The organism is Brucella sp. LJL56 (assembly GCF_054871705.1).
In genome coordinates this window covers 51,779-69,190 of the sequence record NZ_JBTXLQ010000008.1, presented here as the reverse complement: position 1 = coordinate 69,190, position 17,412 = coordinate 51,779, and the positions used below count along the sequence as shown (strand labels likewise).

Genomic DNA, 17,412 nt, shown 5'->3' with positions numbered 1-17,412 from the left:
TTCATCAAAAGTCTCTGAAAATGTTAACCGAATGTTAAACATAAACTTGCGCGACGGTGCATGAAGGTGCAGTTTATCGTGGACTTGTTTAGCGTAGCTGTTCCGTCTCAGCCTCCCCCATGGTCGAACAGCGGTTCAATGGTTTCATTCGTATCCGTCTGGCATATCCCACCGGACGAATACGGCAACGGAATGGGCCGCCGATCCCGGCGGTCATGCAAGGTGGCAGAGCAGTGATTAGCGAACAGGGCCAGATGCCGAGCAATATGATCAGCCTCGCGGAGCGCATGGTCTTCTCGGATTCGTTCAAGCCGATCTACGCCGAAGGCATGGATATGGTCGAGGAAGCGGCAAGCTATCTCGACGGCGAAGGCCGTGAGGACGCGCGCAATCTTTCCCGCGTGGCCGCGACGCTCTATGCCGCCGAATCGATGCGATTGACCACGCGCCTCATGCAGATCGCTTCCTGGCTGTTGCTGCAGCGTGCGGCGCGCAGCGGCGAAATGACCCGTCAGCAGGTTTCCGCCGAAAAGGCCAAGGTGCGTCTCGACACGCCGTCGGCGGGCGAAGTGGCCCAGGGCTGGTCTGAGCTGCCTGCTGCATTCATGGAACTCATTGACCGTTCCATGCGCCTTCAGGCACGCGTGCGCCGCATGGACCGCGAAGTTTACGGTGAAGTTGTTTCGCTGCAGGGCGTTCCGCGTGGCAATCCGGTTTCTGAGCAGATCGTATTGCTGAAGACCGCTTTCGGCGCTTCATAACAACGGATCATATGCGCTCTTCGCGGCGCATGTTTCTCTTTTGTTCACTTTTCTGCTGTCAAGTGAATCCGTCTGAGGATAGGGTTCGCTTATGAAAGAAACGATTCGCATCATTGGTATTGATCCGGGCCTGCGCCGTACCGGCTGGGGCATCGTCGAATCGCTTGGAAATTCACTGCATTTCATAGGCTCGGGGACCGTGACCTCGAATGCCGAGATGGATCTGGCATCGCGCCTCTGTCAGTTGCATGAAGGGCTTTCCAAAGTCCTGCACGAATATATGCCGCATGAAGCGGCGGTCGAGCACACCTTCGTCAATAAGGACGCAACGGCAACACTCAAGCTTGGCCAGGCGCGCGGCATCGCGCTGCTGGCTCCGGCGCAAGTCGGGCTACCCGTTGCAGAATATGCGCCGAATGCCGTCAAGAAGGCTGTGATCGGAGTCGGGCATGGTGAAAAGCAGCAGATCCATATGATGGTGAAAGTGCTGATGCCGCGCGCGTCGTTCGATACGAGCGATGCAGCCGATGCGTTGGCCATCGCCATTTGCCACGCCCATCATCGCCAGAGCATTGTAAGCGCCCGCCGTATGCAGGCGTTGTTAGCGGGGTAAGACCAGAATGATCGGCAAGCTTAAGGGCGTGATCGATGAAATTGCCGAGGATCATGCCGTCATCGACGTGCATGGCGTCGGCTATGTTGCGTTTTGTTCGGCGCGCACGCTGGGTAATCTTGGTGGTGCGGGCGAGGCGGCTATTCTGTTCATCGAAACCTATGTCCGCGAAGACATGATCCGCCTTTATGGGTTTGCCAATCAGCTTGAGCGCGAATGGTTCCGCCTGCTGCAGAATGTGCAGGGCGTCGGCGCCAAGGTAGCACTGGCGGTACTGGGTACGCTGTCGCCGTCCGAACTCGCCAATGCGATTGCGTTACGCGATATTGCCATGGTTTCGCGCGCGCCGGGTGTCGGCAAGAAGGTCGCTGAGCGCATCGTGACCGAACTCAAGAACAAGGCGCCTGCCTTTGCCGGAGAGGCAAGCGGCACCATCGGGCTGAAGCAGGAGCTTGGCGCGGGCGCTGCTCCGGCACCGGTTGCCGATGCGGTGTCGGCGCTTTCCAATCTTGGCTATTCGCGCGATCAGGCTGCCAATGCCGTTGCTGCAGCGCTGAAGGAAGCGGGCGAGGGCGCCGATTCGGCCAAGCTCATCCGTCTCGGTCTGAAGGAATTGTCGCGGTGATTACCTTGTCTCGGCGGGATGTTCATGCGAGGAGGGAGGCATGAGCGACCGCAACCCTCTTATCGATGCAGATAGACGTGTAGACGAAGACAATACGCTGCGCCCGCAGACGCTCGACGATTTCGTCGGGCAGGCGGCAGCGCGCGCCAATCTCAAGGTCTTCATCGAAGCCGCCAAGGTGCGGGGCGAGGCGCTTGACCACGTCCTTTTCGTTGGCCCTCCGGGTCTCGGCAAAACAACGCTGGCGCAGATCATGGCCAAGGAGTTGGGCGTCAATTTCCGCTCAACATCCGGCCCGGTCATTGCCAAGGCGGGCGATCTGGCGGCGCTCCTCACCAATCTGGAAGAGCGCGATGTCCTGTTCATCGATGAAATTCATCGCCTGAGCCCGGCAGTGGAAGAAATCCTTTATCCGGCCATGGAGGATTTCCAGCTCGATCTCATCATTGGAGAGGGGCCTGCAGCGCGTTCGGTGAAGATAGATCTCGCCAAGTTTACGCTCGTTGCGGCAACAACCCGTCTAGGGCTTTTAACCACGCCGTTGCGGGATCGCTTCGGCATTCCGACACGGCTCAACTTCTACACGGTCGAGGAACTGGAATATATTGTGCGGCGTGGCGCGCGCATCATGCAGATGGGCATTTCGCCGGATGGCGCGCTGGAAGTCGCCCGCCGTTCGCGTGGTACGCCCCGCATTGCTGGACGCCTGTTGCGCCGCGTGCGTGATTTCGCGCTGGTCGCCGGTGCCGACGTCATAGACCGGAAGATCGCCGATGAGGCGCTGTCGCGTCTGGAGGTGGACAATCGCGGGCTGGATCAACTCGACCGGCGCTATCTCGATATAATCGCGCGCAACTTCGGTGGCGGGCCGGTGGGGATCGAAACCATTGCTGCCGGTCTGTCCGAACCGCGTGACGCGATCGAGGACATTATCGAACCCTATCTGATCCAGCAGGGTTTCCTGCAGCGCACGCCACGCGGCCGCGTTTTGACGGCTGTTGCCTGGCAGCATCTTGGATTGCCAGCGCCTGCTGAGATCATCCAGCAGTCGCAATATGGCCTCTTCATGGAAGACGAATGACAATGGAACATGCGCAGGTTGCCGGCGAACTGAAAGACGGCGCGCATCTGCTTTATGCGCGCATCTATTATGCCGATACGGACTTTTCCGGCTTCGTCTATCACGGTCGCTATCTCGAATTCTATGAACGCGGACGCACGGATTTCTTGCGCCTGCAGGACGTTCATCATATCGAACTGGCCGAAGGTGCGCTTGGCGAAGAAATGGTCTGGGTCGTTCGCCGCATGGAGATCGATTACAAATCGCCGGCGAAGATGGATGACCTTATTCTGATTGAAACCCGCGTCAGCGAAATTCGCGGGGCGCGGGTCATCATGGCGCAGAAAATTACCTGCGGTGAGCGGCTGCTTTCGGAAGCGAAGGTAGAGGCCGTGATGATAACCAAAGAAGGCCATCCGCGCCGCATTCCCGACGAGTGGCGGGGAGCTTTCACGAAAGGAAGTCGCGCGTGATTACGAAAGCTCTCAATCGTTAATCAGATTGTGTAGCTTTTGCTCTACTGGAAGCATTGAAATAAGTTGCGCATCGATCCCATGAAGCTCTCTCTTAGAGTGACTTGACTGGTTTTTGTGTAATCAATCAGCTTATAGCTCGATTTAGGTATTCTATAGCTTTTCATATAGTCATCAATAATATTAAGAGATGAGACCGACGGCTTATAATGCCCGGACATATTCGTAAATATCAGCTTTTTATTATGGACGTGTAAGGTTCCGGCGGTTAAAATGTCTTTATCGTTTTGAAATATATTCTGATGATGGAACTCTATATGTGATAAATGAGAGAAGAATTTCGGTCTCTCTAGTATTCTTATCCCTTTTGAATTGGAAACAGAAAATATATAATCAGAACTAATTCTTTCTGTGGAAATTTCCTCGATAAAACCAGAAATATTGTTATTATTTATTTTATGAATAATCAATTCACCTCGATCTATCTTTCTCTGCATAGCAGGGATACCTATTGCATCTGTGCCGCGGTTGATAAGAAAATCTGGTTTCAATGAGCTAATTTCATTACTTTTCTTGTTAGTATTTCTTCCTTTCATCAATCCAGATTCGCGAATAGGTGTTTTTTCTGAAGTCAGAGGTGTGTCTTTTGCGGCAACTGTATCTAAATGTATGGTTTCTTCAAAGAATCCGTCAAATAATTCAATAAATTCTTCCAATTTATTTATCCTTTACTATATGATAATACATATCTATCTCGTTATTATTCTGATATTTTAATTATATATCGAAATTATGTTCTATTGTTTATTTTTATACCTCATATTTGATGTGCGGATATCGATTATTGTTGCCTGTATTGGCGTGCAGGCCGCGTTTCTGTTCAATTGTCCATTTCAATTTTCAAGCCGATGTAGCTGCAAATGCTAACGCATCTTTAACCATAATAATCCATTAATCACCCTGACGGAATCGGTGGAGAGGCAGGCTTGAAGCGCAGCGCCTTCCTTTCACCAAAATTAACCGTAACAAGCGCGTGATGGATTTAAAGTTGAAATCCGGAATGGCGGTTGCGGTGCGAAGTGTCGGCCGCTCGTCGGGCAGGTACGGCTTCAAGTTGAAAAGCTGCGCAGGTTTGGAGCGTCTGTTTTCAGACGTTGAGTAACGGATTTGCGATACCGCCCGGTCATGTGGCCGGGCGTTTGGATTCGAGGACGATAGATCGATGGAAAATGTTGCGTTAGCGGCCCCCGCCGCCGATGTTACCCTCTGGGGCCTGTTCATGCAGGCGAACTGGGTCGTCAAGCTGGTTATGCTTGGCCTGCTGTTCGCCTCGATCTGGACCTGGGCTATCATCGTGGACAAGACGATTGCTTACGGACGGGCGCGCCGCGCGATTGATCGCTTCGAGCAGACGTTCTGGTCCGGCCAGTCGCTTGAAGAACTCTATCGCAATCTCGGGGAACGCCGCACCACCGGCATGGCATCCATCTTCATGGCCGCGATGCGCGAGTGGAAGAAGTCATTCGAGAAGGGCGCTCGCTCGCCCATCGGCCTCCAGATGCGTATCGACAAGGCCATGGATGTCGCGCTGGCGCGTGAAAGTGAAAAGCTCGACTCGCGTCTGGGCTTTCTGGCGACCATCGGCTCTGCTGCCCCCTTCATCGGGCTGTTCGGTACGGTTGTCGGTATCATGACCTCCTTCCAGGCAATCGCTGCTTCCAAGAACACCAGCCTTGCCGTTGTGGCGCCGGGTATCGCCGAAGCGCTTCTGGCAACAGCTATCGGCCTTCTCGCCGCTATTCCTGCCGTTATTGCCTACAACAAGCTGTCGTCGGACGCGGGCAAGATCGGTGGACGGCTCGAAGGCTTTGCGGACGAGTTCTCCGCCATACTGTCGCGCCAAATTGATGAGAAGCTGACGCCGCGCAACTAAGCGGTTTCGAGCATCGAGTGTAATTTCAGCCTTCGGGAATCTTGCAATGGGCATGTCGGTAGGAAATCAGGGAATGCAGTCGGGCGGGCGCCGCAGGCGTGGTCGCAAACCCGCATTGATGAGCGAGATCAACGTAACGCCATTCGTCGACGTGATGCTTGTTCTCCTTATCATCTTCATGGTTTCCGCCCCGCTTCTGACTGTGGGTGTGCCGATTGATCTGCCTGACACGCAGGCAAAGGCCATGAATGCCGACACGCAGCCGATCACCATTTCGGTTAACAGCGAAGGCAAGATCTATCTGCAGGAAACCGAAGTTCCGATCGACGAAGTGGTGCCGAAACTCCAGGCCATCGCCAAGACAGGCTATGAAGAGCGCATTTTTGTGCGTGGTGACAAGGCTGCCGATTACGGTACCGTCATGAAAGTCATGGCCCGCATTTCCGCCGCCGGTTTCAAGAATATCGGCCTTGTGACCCTCCAGGAGCAGGATAGCTGACGCCATCATGAAGGCTGGCCTGACATCTTCTGTTGCCTTGCATGCCGTTGCGGTCGCGCTGGCAGTGGTTTCGTTTTCCTCGCCGAAGGCTTTCGACGTGCAGGATTCGGAATCATTCCCTGTCGATATTGTACCGATCGAGTCGATGACCCAAATCCAGCAGGGCGACAAGAAAGCGCCCATGAAGGAAAAGTCGGCTCCCGTGCCGACGACCAAACCACAGACGGTTCCTAACGCCGAGAATTTCGGCGATCAGGATATCGATACCCAGACGCCGCCCAAACCCGACGCCAAGGCGAAACCGATCGAGGCGGCTGAAGAGCCAAAGGCACAACCGGAACCAGTGAAAAAGCCGGAACCGAAGCCTGATCCCAAACCGGAACAGAAGCCGGAGACGAAGCCGACGCCGGTTCCTGCGACGGAAGTTCAGACCAAGCCGGAAGAAAAGCAGGAAGTGAAGCCTGATCCAGTGGCGGAAGCCATTGAAAAGCAGGCTGAATCGCCCGACGCGGAGGCGCCGAAGCTGCCGGACAAGGTTCCCGCACCCGACGCCAAGCCGAAGCCGCCACAGGCACAGACTGCGAAGACGCCGGATCGCAAGCCGACGGAAGATAAGAAGCCGACGCAGAACGCTGCTCAGACTTCGAAATCGAAAAACGATGCGATTGCGGATGAGGTCGCAGCCCTTCTGAACAAGCAGAAGGCAGCAGGCGGCGGCGCCAAGCGTTCCACCGATCAGGCATCGCTGGGCGGCAAGAAGAATACTGGCGGCTCTAAGCTCAGCCAGAGCGAAATGGATGCACTGCGCGGTGCGATTTCCAAATGCTGGAACGTGCCTGCCGGTGTGGCCGACGCGCCGGGGCTGGTCGTAACCGTCAAGATGAAACTGAACCAGGATGGCTCCATTCAGGGCGCTCCGGAAGTGACGTCAGGCGGTGGCGGTGACGGTGTGGGTCGTGCTGCAGCCGAGAGTGCAAAGCGCGCTGTCGCACGCTGCGCGCCGTACAATCTGCCAGTCGACAAATACGATTCATGGTCGGAAGTGATCGTCAACTTCGACCCGAGCGAAATGTTCTGACCGGGTTCCGGTCGCCAATCAACTTACTTGCCAAGGACAAAGAGGTCCCAGAAGACATGAAAATCGGCATCATCAATACAAAGATCCGGACGGTCTTTTCGGCTTTCGCGTGTATGATTGCCGCAAGCCTTGTCTGCACCATGCCGGCGCGCGCCGTCGTGGAAATCAATATCAACAAGGGTGTGATCGAGCCGCTGCCGATCGCCATCACCGATTTCCTTTCGGCCGACCAGCTCGGACCGAATATCACGTCGGTTATTGCGGCTGATCTTGAGCGGTCGGGTCTTTTCGCGCCTATCGACAAAGGCGCCTTCATCGAAAAGATTTCCAATCCGGACGCGGCCCCGCGTTTCGAGGACTGGAAGGTCATCAATGCGCAGGCGCTCGTCACGGGCCGTATCACCAAGCAGCCGGACGGCCGTCTCAAGGCCGAGTTCCGCCTTTGGGATACGTTCGGTGGTCAGCAGATGATCGGCCAGCAGTTCTTCACCACGCCGGACAACTGGCGCCGCGTCGCCCACATCATCGCTGACGCCATCTATGAGCGCCTGACCGGTGAAAAGGGCTATTTCGATACGCGCGTTGTTTTCGTCGACGAATCCGGCCCGGCACAGAAGCGCGTGAAGCGCCTTGCCATCATGGATCAGGACGGCGCCAATGTGCGTTACATTTCCGACGGCCGCGCCATTTCGCTGACGCCGCGTTTCTCGCCGAACCGTCAGGAAGTCACCTATATGTCGTTCGAAGGCGGTTCGCCGAAGGTGTATCTGCTGCAGCTCGAAACCGGCCAGCGTGAACTCGTCGGCAATTTCCCTGGCATGACCATCGCCCCGCGCTTCTCGCCGGATGGCCAGAAGGTCGTGATGAGCCTGCTTCAGGACGACGGCAGCGCCAACGTTTATACGATGGATTTGCGCAATCGCTCGACCACGCGTCTGACCAACAGCCAGGCGATTGATACAAGCGCGTCATATTCGCCAGACGGATCGCAGATTGTTTTCTCCTCCGACCGTGGCGGACGCCCGCAGCTTTACATCATGGGTGCCGATGGATCCAATCCGCGCCGCATTTCGATGGGCGATGGCAGCTACTCCACGCCGGTCTGGTCGCCGCGCGGAGACCTGATCGCCTTCACCAAGCAGTCGCAAGGCCAGTTCTCTATCGGCGTGATGAAGACCGACGGTTCGGGCGAACGCCTGTTGACCTCAGGCTTCCACAATGAGGGTCCGACCTGGGCTCCGAACGGTCGTGTGCTGATGTTCTTCCGCAAGGCGGCAGGGGCAGGCGGTCCGAAGCTTTTCACCATCGACCTGACTGGCCGCAACGAACGCCAGATCCAGACGCCAAACTACGCATCCGATCCGGCCTGGTCGCCGCTGCTCGAATAGCGCATTCGCGAATAGTTACCGAAAGTGAAGGCGCGAAGCTCCGGTTTCGCGCCTTTTTCATGGATAGAGCGGTTCCGGTTAAACCGGAATCGGGGAACGGCTCTATCTCATTGTTTTGTCGCATTATCCTAACGCAAAGCCGCTTCGCAGTTTTGCTGGAAAAGCTCAATTTGCCACAATCATTGCCGGGAAGCCGTGTTTCTGCCGCATTTTGCCCCCAAGGGCTAGAACCAGAACTGCTGCCGGAAACTGCCGGTTGCATCTGGCCGCAAGAAAATATTAACCATACTTCTTGAGCCTGTCTTAACCTCAATATGATTATTGGATGGTTACGCAGGAACATCAAATCTTAAGGAGCTCCGGCCCATGCGCCGTATCCAGTCGATTGCACGTAGCCCGATCGCTATTGCCCTTTTCATGTCGCTCGCCGTTGCCGGTTGTGCGTCCAAGAAGAACCTTCCGAACAATGCCGGTGATCTGGGTCTCGGTGCAGGCGCTGCTACGCCAGGTTCCTCGCAGGACTTCACGGTCAATGTCGGCGATCGCATCTTCTTCGATCTCGACTCGTCGCTGATCCGGGCGGACGCACAGCAGACGCTTTCGAAGCAGGCCCAGTGGCTGCAGCGTTACCCGCAATATTCGATCACCGTCGAAGGCCATGCCGACGAACGCGGTACGCGTGAATACAACCTCGCTCTCGGCCAGCGCCGCGCGGCTGCCACCCGTGACTTCCTCGCTTCGCGTGGCGTACCGACCAACCGTATGCGCACCATCTCCTACGGTAACGAACGTCCGGTCGCTGTTTGCGATGCCGACTCGTGCTGGTCGCAGAACCGCCGCGCTGTCACCGTGCTCAACGGTGCAGGCAGCTAATCTGCGAACACCTGACAGTGTTACGGAAAAGCGGCTTTCGGGCCGCTTTTTTCGTTTTTGGCCACATGATTAACCGTTTCGACAAACTTTGGCCGAAGTCGCACTTGTCATAGTGAGCGTCAAGAGGCCTTCGCTTTTCGCATTATCCGACGCAAAACCGCTTCGCACTTTTGCCGGAAATGCTCTAAAAGCGGAGCTGGTCGTGCGGCAAACCACGTTCAGCGTCCGTTCAGGCGCGGCACCCGATCATCTTGTTCGTTGTGAATCAGATGGGTGAATTACAGGGGCAAAAGGGAATGAGGAAACCAATGAGGAAAGTGACGCTGGCAATTGCCATGCTGCCGCTTTTGGTGAGTGCTCCGGTTATGGCGGCATCTGTTTCTTCGCAAGGGGGGATTCAGCTCGCGCAGGCAGGCGCTCCCGGCGGGGATCAGTTTTCGCAGCAAGTCTGTAATCTGGCACATCAGAACGCCCAGTCCTATGCGCGGATTTTGCAGCTTCGCGACAAGATGCTGAAAATCCAGCGCGATAACGAAGCGCGGTTCCAGGCGCTGGAAAAGGGCCGTGGCGGCGCACAGAACCACGTCAGCATCGGCTCGATGGCGATTCTGGATGAAGCCATGCGGGATAGCGGCGGCCCCGGACAGGGTGGCGGCTATCAGAGTCCTGGCCTTCAGCAGGAACTGGTTCGCAACCTGACCGGTAAGGTCGAGGATGTGGACGCCCAGATTTCGTTTACCGATAATCAGTTGCAAAAGACGCAGGAAGACAACGAATTCCGGTTCGAGGAACTGGAAAAGAAGATCGGCGTAACCTCGCCTTCTTCCGGTAGTGGGGTTCAGTCTGCTGCGGCGGCTGCCTCTCCCGGTGCCGATCTCTGTGCACAGGGTACGGGCAATCCTGCCGCGATAGCAGATGCCTTGGGCGCACGTGCGGAAGCCATGAACTTCCAGATCCTCGAAATGCAGGACCAGATGCAAAAGATGCAGGAAGCAAACGAAGGCCGCTTCCAGTTTTTGGAAACTGGAAAGCGTGCCGATACGGGTGCTCAGCAAGGCGGTGGCGACACGTCGCTCGCCGATGCCGGTTCAAATCCGGGCAGCAACGGAAACCTCGATGGCGGGGTTTCCGGAAATGCTCCGCAGGGCGGTGGATATGATGCATCCAGCCAGTCTTCTGGCGCCGATTCCGTGGCTATTGGTTCGAATGCGCCTGCACAGGGTGGACCGGCACGTGGCGAACCGCCGCAAACGCTCGGTTCCATCCGGTTCGACGCCAATGGCAATGTAATCGGCGAAACGCTTGACACCACACCGCGCGCAGCACAGCCAGGCGCGGTACCCGGCGCTGCGGCGGGTGGTACGGCTGCAGGCGATGCAGTTGCATCTCTTCCGACCGACGATAATCCCAATTCGCTTTATCAGGCATCCTATCAATTTCTGATGTCGGGCGATTACAAGTCGGCCGAAACCGGTTTCCGTGAGCATGTGAAGCGCTATCCGGCTGATCCCAATACGGCGGAAGCGCGTTTCTGGCTTGGAGAATCGCTCTACGGTCAGGGCCGTTTTCCGGAAGCCGCAACGGTTTTCATCGATACGCAGCGCGATTACCCTGATTCGAAGCGCGCGCCGGAAAACATGTTCAAGCTCGGCATGACGCTTGAAAAGATGGACAATCGCGATGTCGCCTGCGCAACTTTTGCGCAGATTCCAGACCGTTACCCCAAGGCGGCGCCTGCCATATTGAAGCGCGTTGCTGATGAGCGCAGCCGCGCTAAGTGCTGATTGCGGAGTTATTTCGTGGGGCTCACCCCAAGCAATATTTTCAAACTATTCGAGCCATTCGGATTTAAGCAGGCCAGTGCCATTGTTGCTGCCGTTTCGGGTGGCAGCGATTCAATCGGCCTGCTTTTCCTCCTTCGGGATTATCTGGCCATGCTACAGAACCCACCCCGGTTGATTGCCGTTACGGTGGACCATCGGCTGCGAGTCGAATCGAAGGATGAAGCCGAGAATGTCGGCCTGCTTTGCCGACAATATGGGATCGAACACCGCATTCTGGTCTGGGACGAGGCCAAGCCGACAAACGGGCTTGCCGCAGCCGCGCGCACGGCGCGCTATCGCCTGCTGGTACAGGCGGCACGGGATGCGGGCGGGGCCTTCATCGTCACCGGTCATACGCAAGATGACCAGATCGAAACCTTTCTGATGCGCAAGGAACGCAGCGGCCATGCCGAGGCGCGTGGGCTTGCCTCCATGTCGTCGCGCTCTTGGCTGGAAGGATCGATCGAACTCGATCGCCCGCTACTCACTGTTTCCCGGCAGGCGCTACGCGACGAATTGCGCAGCAGAGGTATCGCCTGGGTGGATGACCCCAGCAACGCAAATACGAAATATGAACGACCGCGGATTCGTCTGGGCATCGCAGCCGAGACCGACAAGGAGGTGGTTCTTGACCAGATTGCCGGGGCCGGGGCCGCGCGTGAGCGTGACAATGCGGCCTTGATCGCCGCACTCGCCGATCCGGCAAGCTTGCGCGTTGATGCAAACGGAGCTTTGCTCGTTGCTCCAGAGCTTTACGCCGCTCTTCCTGTCAATGTGAGGCGTCTTTTCTCGGGGTTGCTGGCGGCAATCGCCGGTGGGCGTCGTTTCCTGCCGGGCGATAGCGAGCGGTCACGCATTGAACGGGTTCTGTCTGGGGGAGACGACAGCCATCGTCTGACGGTATTCGGTGCCTTGATCGAGCGCGGCGAGGACGGTTCACCACATCGGTTCCGTCGCGAAAAGCGCAACCTGCCGAAACTGCCGCTGGAGCCGGGCAAAGAAATTGTCTGGGACGGCCGTTTCCGTTTTTCAAATGAAAGCGAAACAGGTTTCGATCTTGCTGCGCCGGGACGACAGGAACTTACGGACTTTCTGAAGTCGCGGAACATTGAAACCGAATCTCGAAAACGTGAGGCCTTGCTGGTTTCACCGGCTCTTTATCTGGAAGGCAGACTTTTCGCTTTGCCATTCCTGCCGAATGAAAATTTTCCGCAAAATATTCATATCGAACGGCATTTTGCGATCTTCGATCACGTCCTGCCGGGGCATGATTTCGATCTCGCAAAGGCCGTCGAAGCGCGTATCGGGCGCGGCTGCGCGGAAATGTCTTAATTTTTATAAACCAGAGTGCGAAGAATCGAGGATGCGGGGCCGAACGCGCCTTGGCAAGGCCATCCTTCGATCCTATGTTAGACCGAAACATCGTTCCGTGCCCGCGGAATGGCCGTGGTATCGATTGGACCCGATATGAATCCGAACTATCGCAACTTCGCCCTCTGGGCGATCATTGCTCTTCTTTTGATCGCGCTGTTCAACCTGTTCCAAAGCCCAGGTCAGCGCTCTAATTCCCGTGAAGTTTCCTATTCGCAGTTTATTGACGACGTATCCAACGGTCGCGTGAAATCGGTCACGATCACCGGCCAGCGGATCACCGGTACGTTTGCCGACAATGGTTCGACCTTCCAGACCTATTCGCCGGGCGATACGGGTCTCGTTTCGCGCCTTGAAAGCAAGGACGTCGCTATTACCGCGCGCCCTGAAACCGATGGTTCCAGTTCGCTGATCGGCATTCTCCTGTCGTGGCTGCCGATGATCCTGATCCTCGGCGTGTGGATTTTCTTCATGCGACAGATGCAGGGCGGCTCGCGCGGGGCGATGGGTTTCGGCAAGTCCAAGGCCAAGCTTCTGACGGAAGCGCATGGCCGTGTGACTTTCCAGGACGTTGCCGGTGTGGACGAAGCCAAGCAGGATCTTGAGGAAATCGTCGAATTCCTGCGCGATCCGCAGAAGTTCCAGCGTCTGGGCGGCAAGATTCCGCGCGGCGTTCTGCTCGTAGGCCCTCCCGGCACCGGTAAGACGCTTCTGGCGCGCTCGGTTGCGGGTGAAGCCAATGTGCCGTTCTTCACCATTTCCGGTTCGGACTTCGTTGAAATGTTCGTTGGCGTTGGCGCAAGCCGTGTCCGCGACATGTTCGAACAGGCCAAGAAGAATGCGCCTTGCATCATCTTCATCGATGAAATCGATGCTGTCGGTCGTCATCGTGGCGCCGGTCTTGGCGGCGGTAATGATGAACGCGAACAGACGCTCAACCAGCTTCTGGTCGAGATGGACGGTTTTGAAGCCAACGAATCGATCATCCTGATTGCGGCAACCAACCGCCCCGATGTTCTCGATCCCGCATTGCTGCGTCCGGGCCGTTTTGACCGTCAGGTCGTGGTTCCGAACCCGGATATCGTCGGCCGCGAGCAGATCCTCAAGGTGCATGTGCGCAATGTGCCGCTTGCACCCAATGTCGATCTCAGGGTTGTCGCACGTGGTACGCCGGGCTTCTCCGGTGCTGATCTCGCCAATCTCGTCAACGAAGCTGCCCTTATGGCCGCACGCCGCAACAAGCGTCTTGTGACCATGCAGGAATTCGAAGACGCCAAGGACAAGATCATGATGGGTGCGGAGCGTCGTTCCGCCATGACGCCGGAAGAAAAGGCCAATACGGCCTATCATGAAGCTGGTCATGCCATCGTCGCGCTCAATGTGCCGAAGGCTGATCCGGTTCACAAGGCAACCATCATTCCGCGCGGTCGTGCGCTCGGCATGGTTATGCAGCTTCCGGAAGGCGACCGTTATTCGGCGACCTATACCTGGATGGTGTCACGTCTTGCCATCATGATGGGCGGCCGCGTGGCAGAGGAGCTGAAGTTCGGCAAGGAAAATATCACCTCTGGTGCTTCCTCCGATATTCAGCAGGCTACCAAGCTTGCCCGTTCAATGGTGACCCAGTGGGGTTATTCCGACAAGCTTGGTCGTGTGGCCTATGGCGACAATCAGGAAGAAGTCTTCCTTGGTCATTCCGTGTCCCGCACGCAGAACGTTTCGGAAGAAACTGCGCAAATCATCGACGCCGAAGTGCGTCGTCTGATCGACGAGGCTTATGCCGAGGCGACCCGCATCCTGACCAAGAAAAAGAAGGACTGGATCGCGCTCGCCGAAGGTCTGCTCGAATATGAAACGCTCTCCGGCGACGAGATCAAGGAACTGATTGCGGGCAACAAGCCGTCACGCGATCAGGGCAATGATACGCCGTCCCGCGGGTCGGGTGTGCCGAAGGCTGGAAGCCCGCGCAAGCGCAAGGGTAGTGAGCCCGGCAGCGAACCCGGTATGGAGCCGCAGCCGCAATAAACTGCTTGAAAGCGAATGAGAGAAAGCCGGGCTTGTCCCGGCTTTCTTGTTTCCTGACGTTATTTTGGCTCAGGCCTGCCGCAAAGGCTCGTTAAGGATTTCGGTGCATCATATTGCACCAGCTTACGACTTTGGACGTGGGAACGTTGAACCTGCCGCCAAAGGCGAAATTGCTTTTGTGAGTGTTTTCGCGTTAAGAACAGCGAAAATCTGCTGTCCAATCGACAGCCCTTGCTCACCGATCATTTCGGGCGGCATATATTTGAAGGCATAGAGAGCGTTTCATGGCTCAGCGCAAGGCGAAACAGATGACACGGAAATATTTTGGAACCGATGGCATTCGCGGACAGGCAAACAGCTTTCCGATGACACCTGAAGTCGCCATGAAAGTCGGCATGGCGGTTGGCCACATCTTCCGCCGCAAGGGTCAGGCTTCGCGCGTTGTGATCGGCAAGGATACGCGCCGCTCAGGCTATATGCTGGAAAATGCGCTGGTGGCAGGTTTCACCGCCGCCGGCATGGATGTTTTTCTTCTTGGCCCGATCCCGACGCCCGCTGTTGCCATGCTTTGCCGCTCGCTGCGTGCCGATATTGGCGTGATGATTTCCGCATCGCACAATCCATTCTACGACAATGGCATCAAGCTTTTCGGCCCGGATGGGTACAAGCTTTCCGATGAGATTGAGCTCAAGATCGAAGCGATGATTGACGGGGACCTGTCGTCCTACATGGCAAGCCATGGTGATGTCGGTCGCGCCAAGCGCGTTGATGGCGATATCTATCGCTATATCGAGTTCGCCAAGCGCACCCTGCCACGCAATATCGATCTGAATGGTCTGCGCGTCGTTGTCGATTGCGCCAATGGTGCCGGCTACAAGGTCGCTCCTGCCGCCTTGTGGGAATTGGGTGCGGAAGTCATCACCATCAACAACGAACCGAACGGCATCAATATCAATGAGGATTGCGGTTCAACGCATCCGATCGGTCTGATGAAGAAGGTTCATGAAGTGCGCGCCGATGTGGGCATTGCGCTTGATGGCGATGCAGACCGCGTGTTGCTGGTCGATGAAAACGGTACCGTCATCGATGGTGACCAGTTGATGGCCGTTATTGCCGAAAGCTGGGCTGCAACCGATCGTCTTGAAGGCGGCGGCATCGTCGCTACGATCATGTCCAATCTTGGACTGGAGCGTTTCCTCGCCGACCGTCATCTGACGCTGGCTCGCACCAAGGTGGGCGACCGTTACGTGGTCGAGCACATGCGCGAACATGGCTTCAATGTCGGGGGCGAACAGTCCGGCCATATCGTCCTGTCCGATTTCGCGACAACGGGTGACGGTCTGATTTCGGCGTTGCAGATCCTTGCCGTTGCACAGGAGCAGGGCAGGCCGATCAGTGAAGTCTGCCGCAAGTTTGATCCGGTGCCGCAGCTTCTGAAGAATGTGCGCACCGCTGGCGGCAAGCCGCTGGAAAACAAGCGGGTAAAGAGCGCAATCGACGAAGCGACCGAGCGCCTTGGCGTTCAGGGGCGTCTGGTTATCCGTCCGTCCGGCACCGAGCCGCTCATCCGTGTCATGGCGGAAGGCGATGATCGCGGTTTGGTGGAAAAGGTCGTCAATGACATCATCGATGTGATTTCGTCCGAAAGCAGCGCTGCGGCCTGATCATCGCAAAGACAATTTTAGCAAGGCGCGGGCGAGACCCGCGCCTTTTTGCGTTTAGTAAATTAGCGAATGTTAATGAACTTGGTAAAAAAACAAGGTTAAGTTGTATTTAACTTTTGCCGAATAGTCTCCCCCTCAAATATCCGTACCCGTCGCCTTCGGCGGTACGATTCTCCGATGGGGCAGACATATGAAAAGTCTTACGAAAACTCTTTTTGCCGGTGTGGCAGCATCGGTTGCCCTAATGGCTGCGGTGCCTGTCGTTCTTGCGGCGGATATCATCGAACCTGTTCCTGAAGTTGTTGTGGCTCCGCCTGCCGTTGGTGGTTGGTATCTGCGCGGCGACATCGGTTACTCCAAGGCCAAGTTCAAAGACGCTGATTACGCGACTATAGATAATTGCGCGACTTGCGGTGGTGGTTCGCCGACCTTCGGTAGCAATACGCTCTATGGCGACCTGAAGGGTTCGTTCCTTGTGGGTGGCGGTGTTGGTTATCAGGTGACGGATTATTTCCGTACCGATCTGACGGTCGACTACATGACCCGCGCCAAGTTCAATGGTCATACTTATGGCTCGGCCTGTAATGGCGATATCAATTGCGCTTCTGACGAGCGCAGTCATTTCTCGGCCCTTTCCATTCTGGCCAATGCCTATGTCGATCTTGGTAATTTTGCTGGCTTTACACCCTATATTGGTGCCGGTATTGGCGGCACACGTGTGAAGTGGGCTGATCTGGATGATGTTCGCTATGGCGGTACACAGGAAGGCGCTGCCAATTGGCGCTTTACCTATGCGCTCATGGCCGGTGCATCGGTTGATCTCACGCAGAACCTCAAGCTCGATGCAGGCTATCGCTATCGCCACATCAACGGTGGCAAGATGTTCGAGGGCAATCAGTGGCTTGGCGACGGGCACGACAATGGCATGAATGTGCACGATGTACGCGTCGGCCTGCGTTATATGTTTGGCGGCGCAGGTCCAGTCTATGCCCCGCAGCAGGTTTCGACCATCGTGGATGGTCCCGTTTACAAATAAATAGCAAATCGCAAGATGAGATAAGGCCCGGTCATCCGGGCCTTATTTGTTAGAGATCGCATCATCCCACGCAAAACCGCTTCGCACTTTTGCTGGAAATGCTTTAGAAACATAGTAAAAATATCCCTATATTTATGCGATCTTAACTATGTTCATTCATACATGATGATAAATTCATAAGCGGGGATTT

At 56.1% G+C, this 17,412-nt stretch carries 16 protein-coding genes; 15 read left to right on the top strand and 1 reads right to left on the bottom strand.

Annotated features, from left to right (window positions below):
- Window positions 1-254: 254 nt before the first annotated feature.
- The 5 genes from rcdA to ACYSN1_RS18590 all read left to right on the top strand — a co-directional run bounded on the left by rcdA (window position 255) and on the right by ACYSN1_RS18590 (window position 3,532).
- Window positions 255-761, top strand: coding sequence for a protease adaptor protein RcdA (gene rcdA / locus ACYSN1_RS18610; RefSeq protein ID WP_140022061.1), 507 nt, complete (start codon window positions 255-257; stop codon window positions 759-761).
- 91 nt (window positions 762-852) lie between these two features.
- Window positions 853-1,374: a crossover junction endodeoxyribonuclease RuvC gene (gene ruvC, locus ACYSN1_RS18605; protein WP_140021938.1), complete on the top strand. Its 522-nt coding sequence runs from the start codon at window positions 853-855 to the stop codon at window positions 1,372-1,374.
- Window positions 1,375-1,381: 7 nt separating this feature from the next.
- Window positions 1,382-1,999, top strand: a complete 618-nt coding sequence (gene ruvA / locus ACYSN1_RS18600) for a Holliday junction branch migration protein RuvA (RefSeq protein WP_461727041.1) — start codon at window positions 1,382-1,384, stop codon at window positions 1,997-1,999.
- Between the two features lie 40 nt (window positions 2,000-2,039).
- The gene (gene ruvB / locus ACYSN1_RS18595) at window positions 2,040-3,080 is read left to right on the top strand and encodes a Holliday junction branch migration DNA helicase RuvB (protein ID WP_461727040.1); all 1,041 of its coding nucleotides are present in this window, start codon (window positions 2,040-2,042) and stop codon (window positions 3,078-3,080) included.
- A 2-nt stretch (window positions 3,081-3,082) separates the two neighbouring features.
- On the top strand, window positions 3,083-3,532 hold the full coding sequence (locus ACYSN1_RS18590) for a YbgC/FadM family acyl-CoA thioesterase (protein ID WP_461727154.1): 450 nt from the start codon (window positions 3,083-3,085) through the stop codon (window positions 3,530-3,532).
- A 44-nt stretch (window positions 3,533-3,576) separates the two neighbouring features.
- On the opposite strand, the gene ACYSN1_RS18585 is transcribed toward ACYSN1_RS18590, so the two are convergent.
- Window positions 3,577-4,248: a hypothetical protein gene (locus ACYSN1_RS18585; protein WP_461727039.1), complete on the bottom strand. Its 672-nt coding sequence runs from the start codon at window positions 4,246-4,248 to the stop codon at window positions 3,577-3,579.
- 506 nt (window positions 4,249-4,754) lie between these two features.
- Between ACYSN1_RS18585 and tolQ the strand changes: the two genes are divergently transcribed.
- From tolQ to ACYSN1_RS18535, 10 genes are all read left to right on the top strand, one after another.
- Window positions 4,755-5,465 carry a protein TolQ gene (tolQ, locus tag ACYSN1_RS18580; RefSeq protein WP_461727038.1) on the top strand — a complete coding sequence of 237 codons (711 nt, stop codon included), beginning with the start codon at window positions 4,755-4,757 and terminating at the stop codon, window positions 5,463-5,465.
- A gap of 46 nt (window positions 5,466-5,511) precedes the next feature.
- Entirely contained in the window at window positions 5,512-5,964 is a 453-nt protein-coding gene (tolR, locus tag ACYSN1_RS18575; RefSeq protein WP_140021934.1) for a protein TolR, read from the top strand.
- Between the two features lie 7 nt (window positions 5,965-5,971).
- A complete protein-coding gene (locus ACYSN1_RS18570) occupies window positions 5,972-7,042 on the top strand; it encodes a hypothetical protein (protein WP_461727037.1) in 1,071 nt (356 codons plus the stop codon).
- A 56-nt stretch (window positions 7,043-7,098) separates the two neighbouring features.
- Window positions 7,099-8,430: a Tol-Pal system beta propeller repeat protein TolB gene (gene tolB / locus ACYSN1_RS18565; RefSeq protein ID WP_140021932.1), complete on the top strand. Its 1,332-nt coding sequence runs from the start codon at window positions 7,099-7,101 to the stop codon at window positions 8,428-8,430.
- 366 nt (window positions 8,431-8,796) lie between these two features.
- The gene (gene pal, locus ACYSN1_RS18560) at window positions 8,797-9,303 is read left to right on the top strand and encodes a peptidoglycan-associated lipoprotein Pal (protein WP_010661371.1); all 507 of its coding nucleotides are present in this window, start codon (window positions 8,797-8,799) and stop codon (window positions 9,301-9,303) included.
- A gap of 296 nt (window positions 9,304-9,599) precedes the next feature.
- Window positions 9,600-11,087 carry a tol-pal system protein YbgF gene (gene ybgF, locus ACYSN1_RS18555; RefSeq protein ID WP_461727036.1) on the top strand — a complete coding sequence of 496 codons (1,488 nt, stop codon included), beginning with the start codon at window positions 9,600-9,602 and terminating at the stop codon, window positions 11,085-11,087.
- A 15-nt stretch (window positions 11,088-11,102) separates the two neighbouring features.
- On the top strand, window positions 11,103-12,458 hold the full coding sequence (gene tilS, locus ACYSN1_RS18550; RefSeq protein WP_461727035.1) for a tRNA lysidine(34) synthetase TilS: 1,356 nt from the start codon (window positions 11,103-11,105) through the stop codon (window positions 12,456-12,458).
- Between the two features lie 135 nt (window positions 12,459-12,593).
- Complete coding sequence (gene ftsH / locus ACYSN1_RS18545) at window positions 12,594-14,522, top strand: ATP-dependent zinc metalloprotease FtsH (protein WP_461727153.1); 1,929 nt, start codon at window positions 12,594-12,596, stop codon at window positions 14,520-14,522.
- A 308-nt stretch (window positions 14,523-14,830) separates the two neighbouring features.
- Window positions 14,831-16,186, top strand: a complete 1,356-nt coding sequence (gene glmM / locus ACYSN1_RS18540; RefSeq protein WP_461727152.1) for a phosphoglucosamine mutase — start codon at window positions 14,831-14,833, stop codon at window positions 16,184-16,186.
- A gap of 190 nt (window positions 16,187-16,376) precedes the next feature.
- Window positions 16,377-17,222, top strand: a complete 846-nt coding sequence (locus ACYSN1_RS18535; RefSeq protein ID WP_461727034.1) for an outer membrane protein — start codon at window positions 16,377-16,379, stop codon at window positions 17,220-17,222.
- Window positions 17,223-17,412: the final 190 nt, after the last annotated feature.

Coding starts and splice junctions, on each gene's coding strand:
- pal (WP_010661371.1), top strand. CDS start 8,797: ATGCGCCGTATCCAGTCGATTGCACGTAGCCCGATCGCTATTGCCCTT.
- glmM (WP_461727152.1), top strand. CDS start 14,831: ATGACACGGAAATATTTTGGAACCGATGGCATTCGCGGACAGGCAAAC.
- ACYSN1_RS18570 (WP_461727037.1), top strand. CDS start 5,972: ATGAAGGCTGGCCTGACATCTTCTGTTGCCTTGCATGCCGTTGCGGTC.
- ruvB (WP_461727040.1), top strand. CDS start 2,040: ATGAGCGACCGCAACCCTCTTATCGATGCAGATAGACGTGTAGACGAA.
- ybgF (WP_461727036.1), top strand. CDS start 9,600: ATGAGGAAACCAATGAGGAAAGTGACGCTGGCAATTGCCATGCTGCCG.
- ruvA (WP_461727041.1), top strand. CDS start 1,382: ATGATCGGCAAGCTTAAGGGCGTGATCGATGAAATTGCCGAGGATCAT.
- ruvC (WP_140021938.1), top strand. CDS start 853: ATGAAAGAAACGATTCGCATCATTGGTATTGATCCGGGCCTGCGCCGT.
- rcdA (WP_140022061.1), top strand. CDS start 255: ATGCCGAGCAATATGATCAGCCTCGCGGAGCGCATGGTCTTCTCGGAT.
- ACYSN1_RS18535 (WP_461727034.1), top strand. CDS start 16,377: ATGAAAAGTCTTACGAAAACTCTTTTTGCCGGTGTGGCAGCATCGGTT.
- tolR (WP_140021934.1), top strand. CDS start 5,512: ATGGGCATGTCGGTAGGAAATCAGGGAATGCAGTCGGGCGGGCGCCGC.
- tolQ (WP_461727038.1), top strand. CDS start 4,755: ATGGAAAATGTTGCGTTAGCGGCCCCCGCCGCCGATGTTACCCTCTGG.
- tolB (WP_140021932.1), top strand. CDS start 7,099: ATGAAAATCGGCATCATCAATACAAAGATCCGGACGGTCTTTTCGGCT.
- ftsH (WP_461727153.1), top strand. CDS start 12,594: ATGAATCCGAACTATCGCAACTTCGCCCTCTGGGCGATCATTGCTCTT.
- ACYSN1_RS18590 (WP_461727154.1), top strand. CDS start 3,083: ATGGAACATGCGCAGGTTGCCGGCGAACTGAAAGACGGCGCGCATCTG.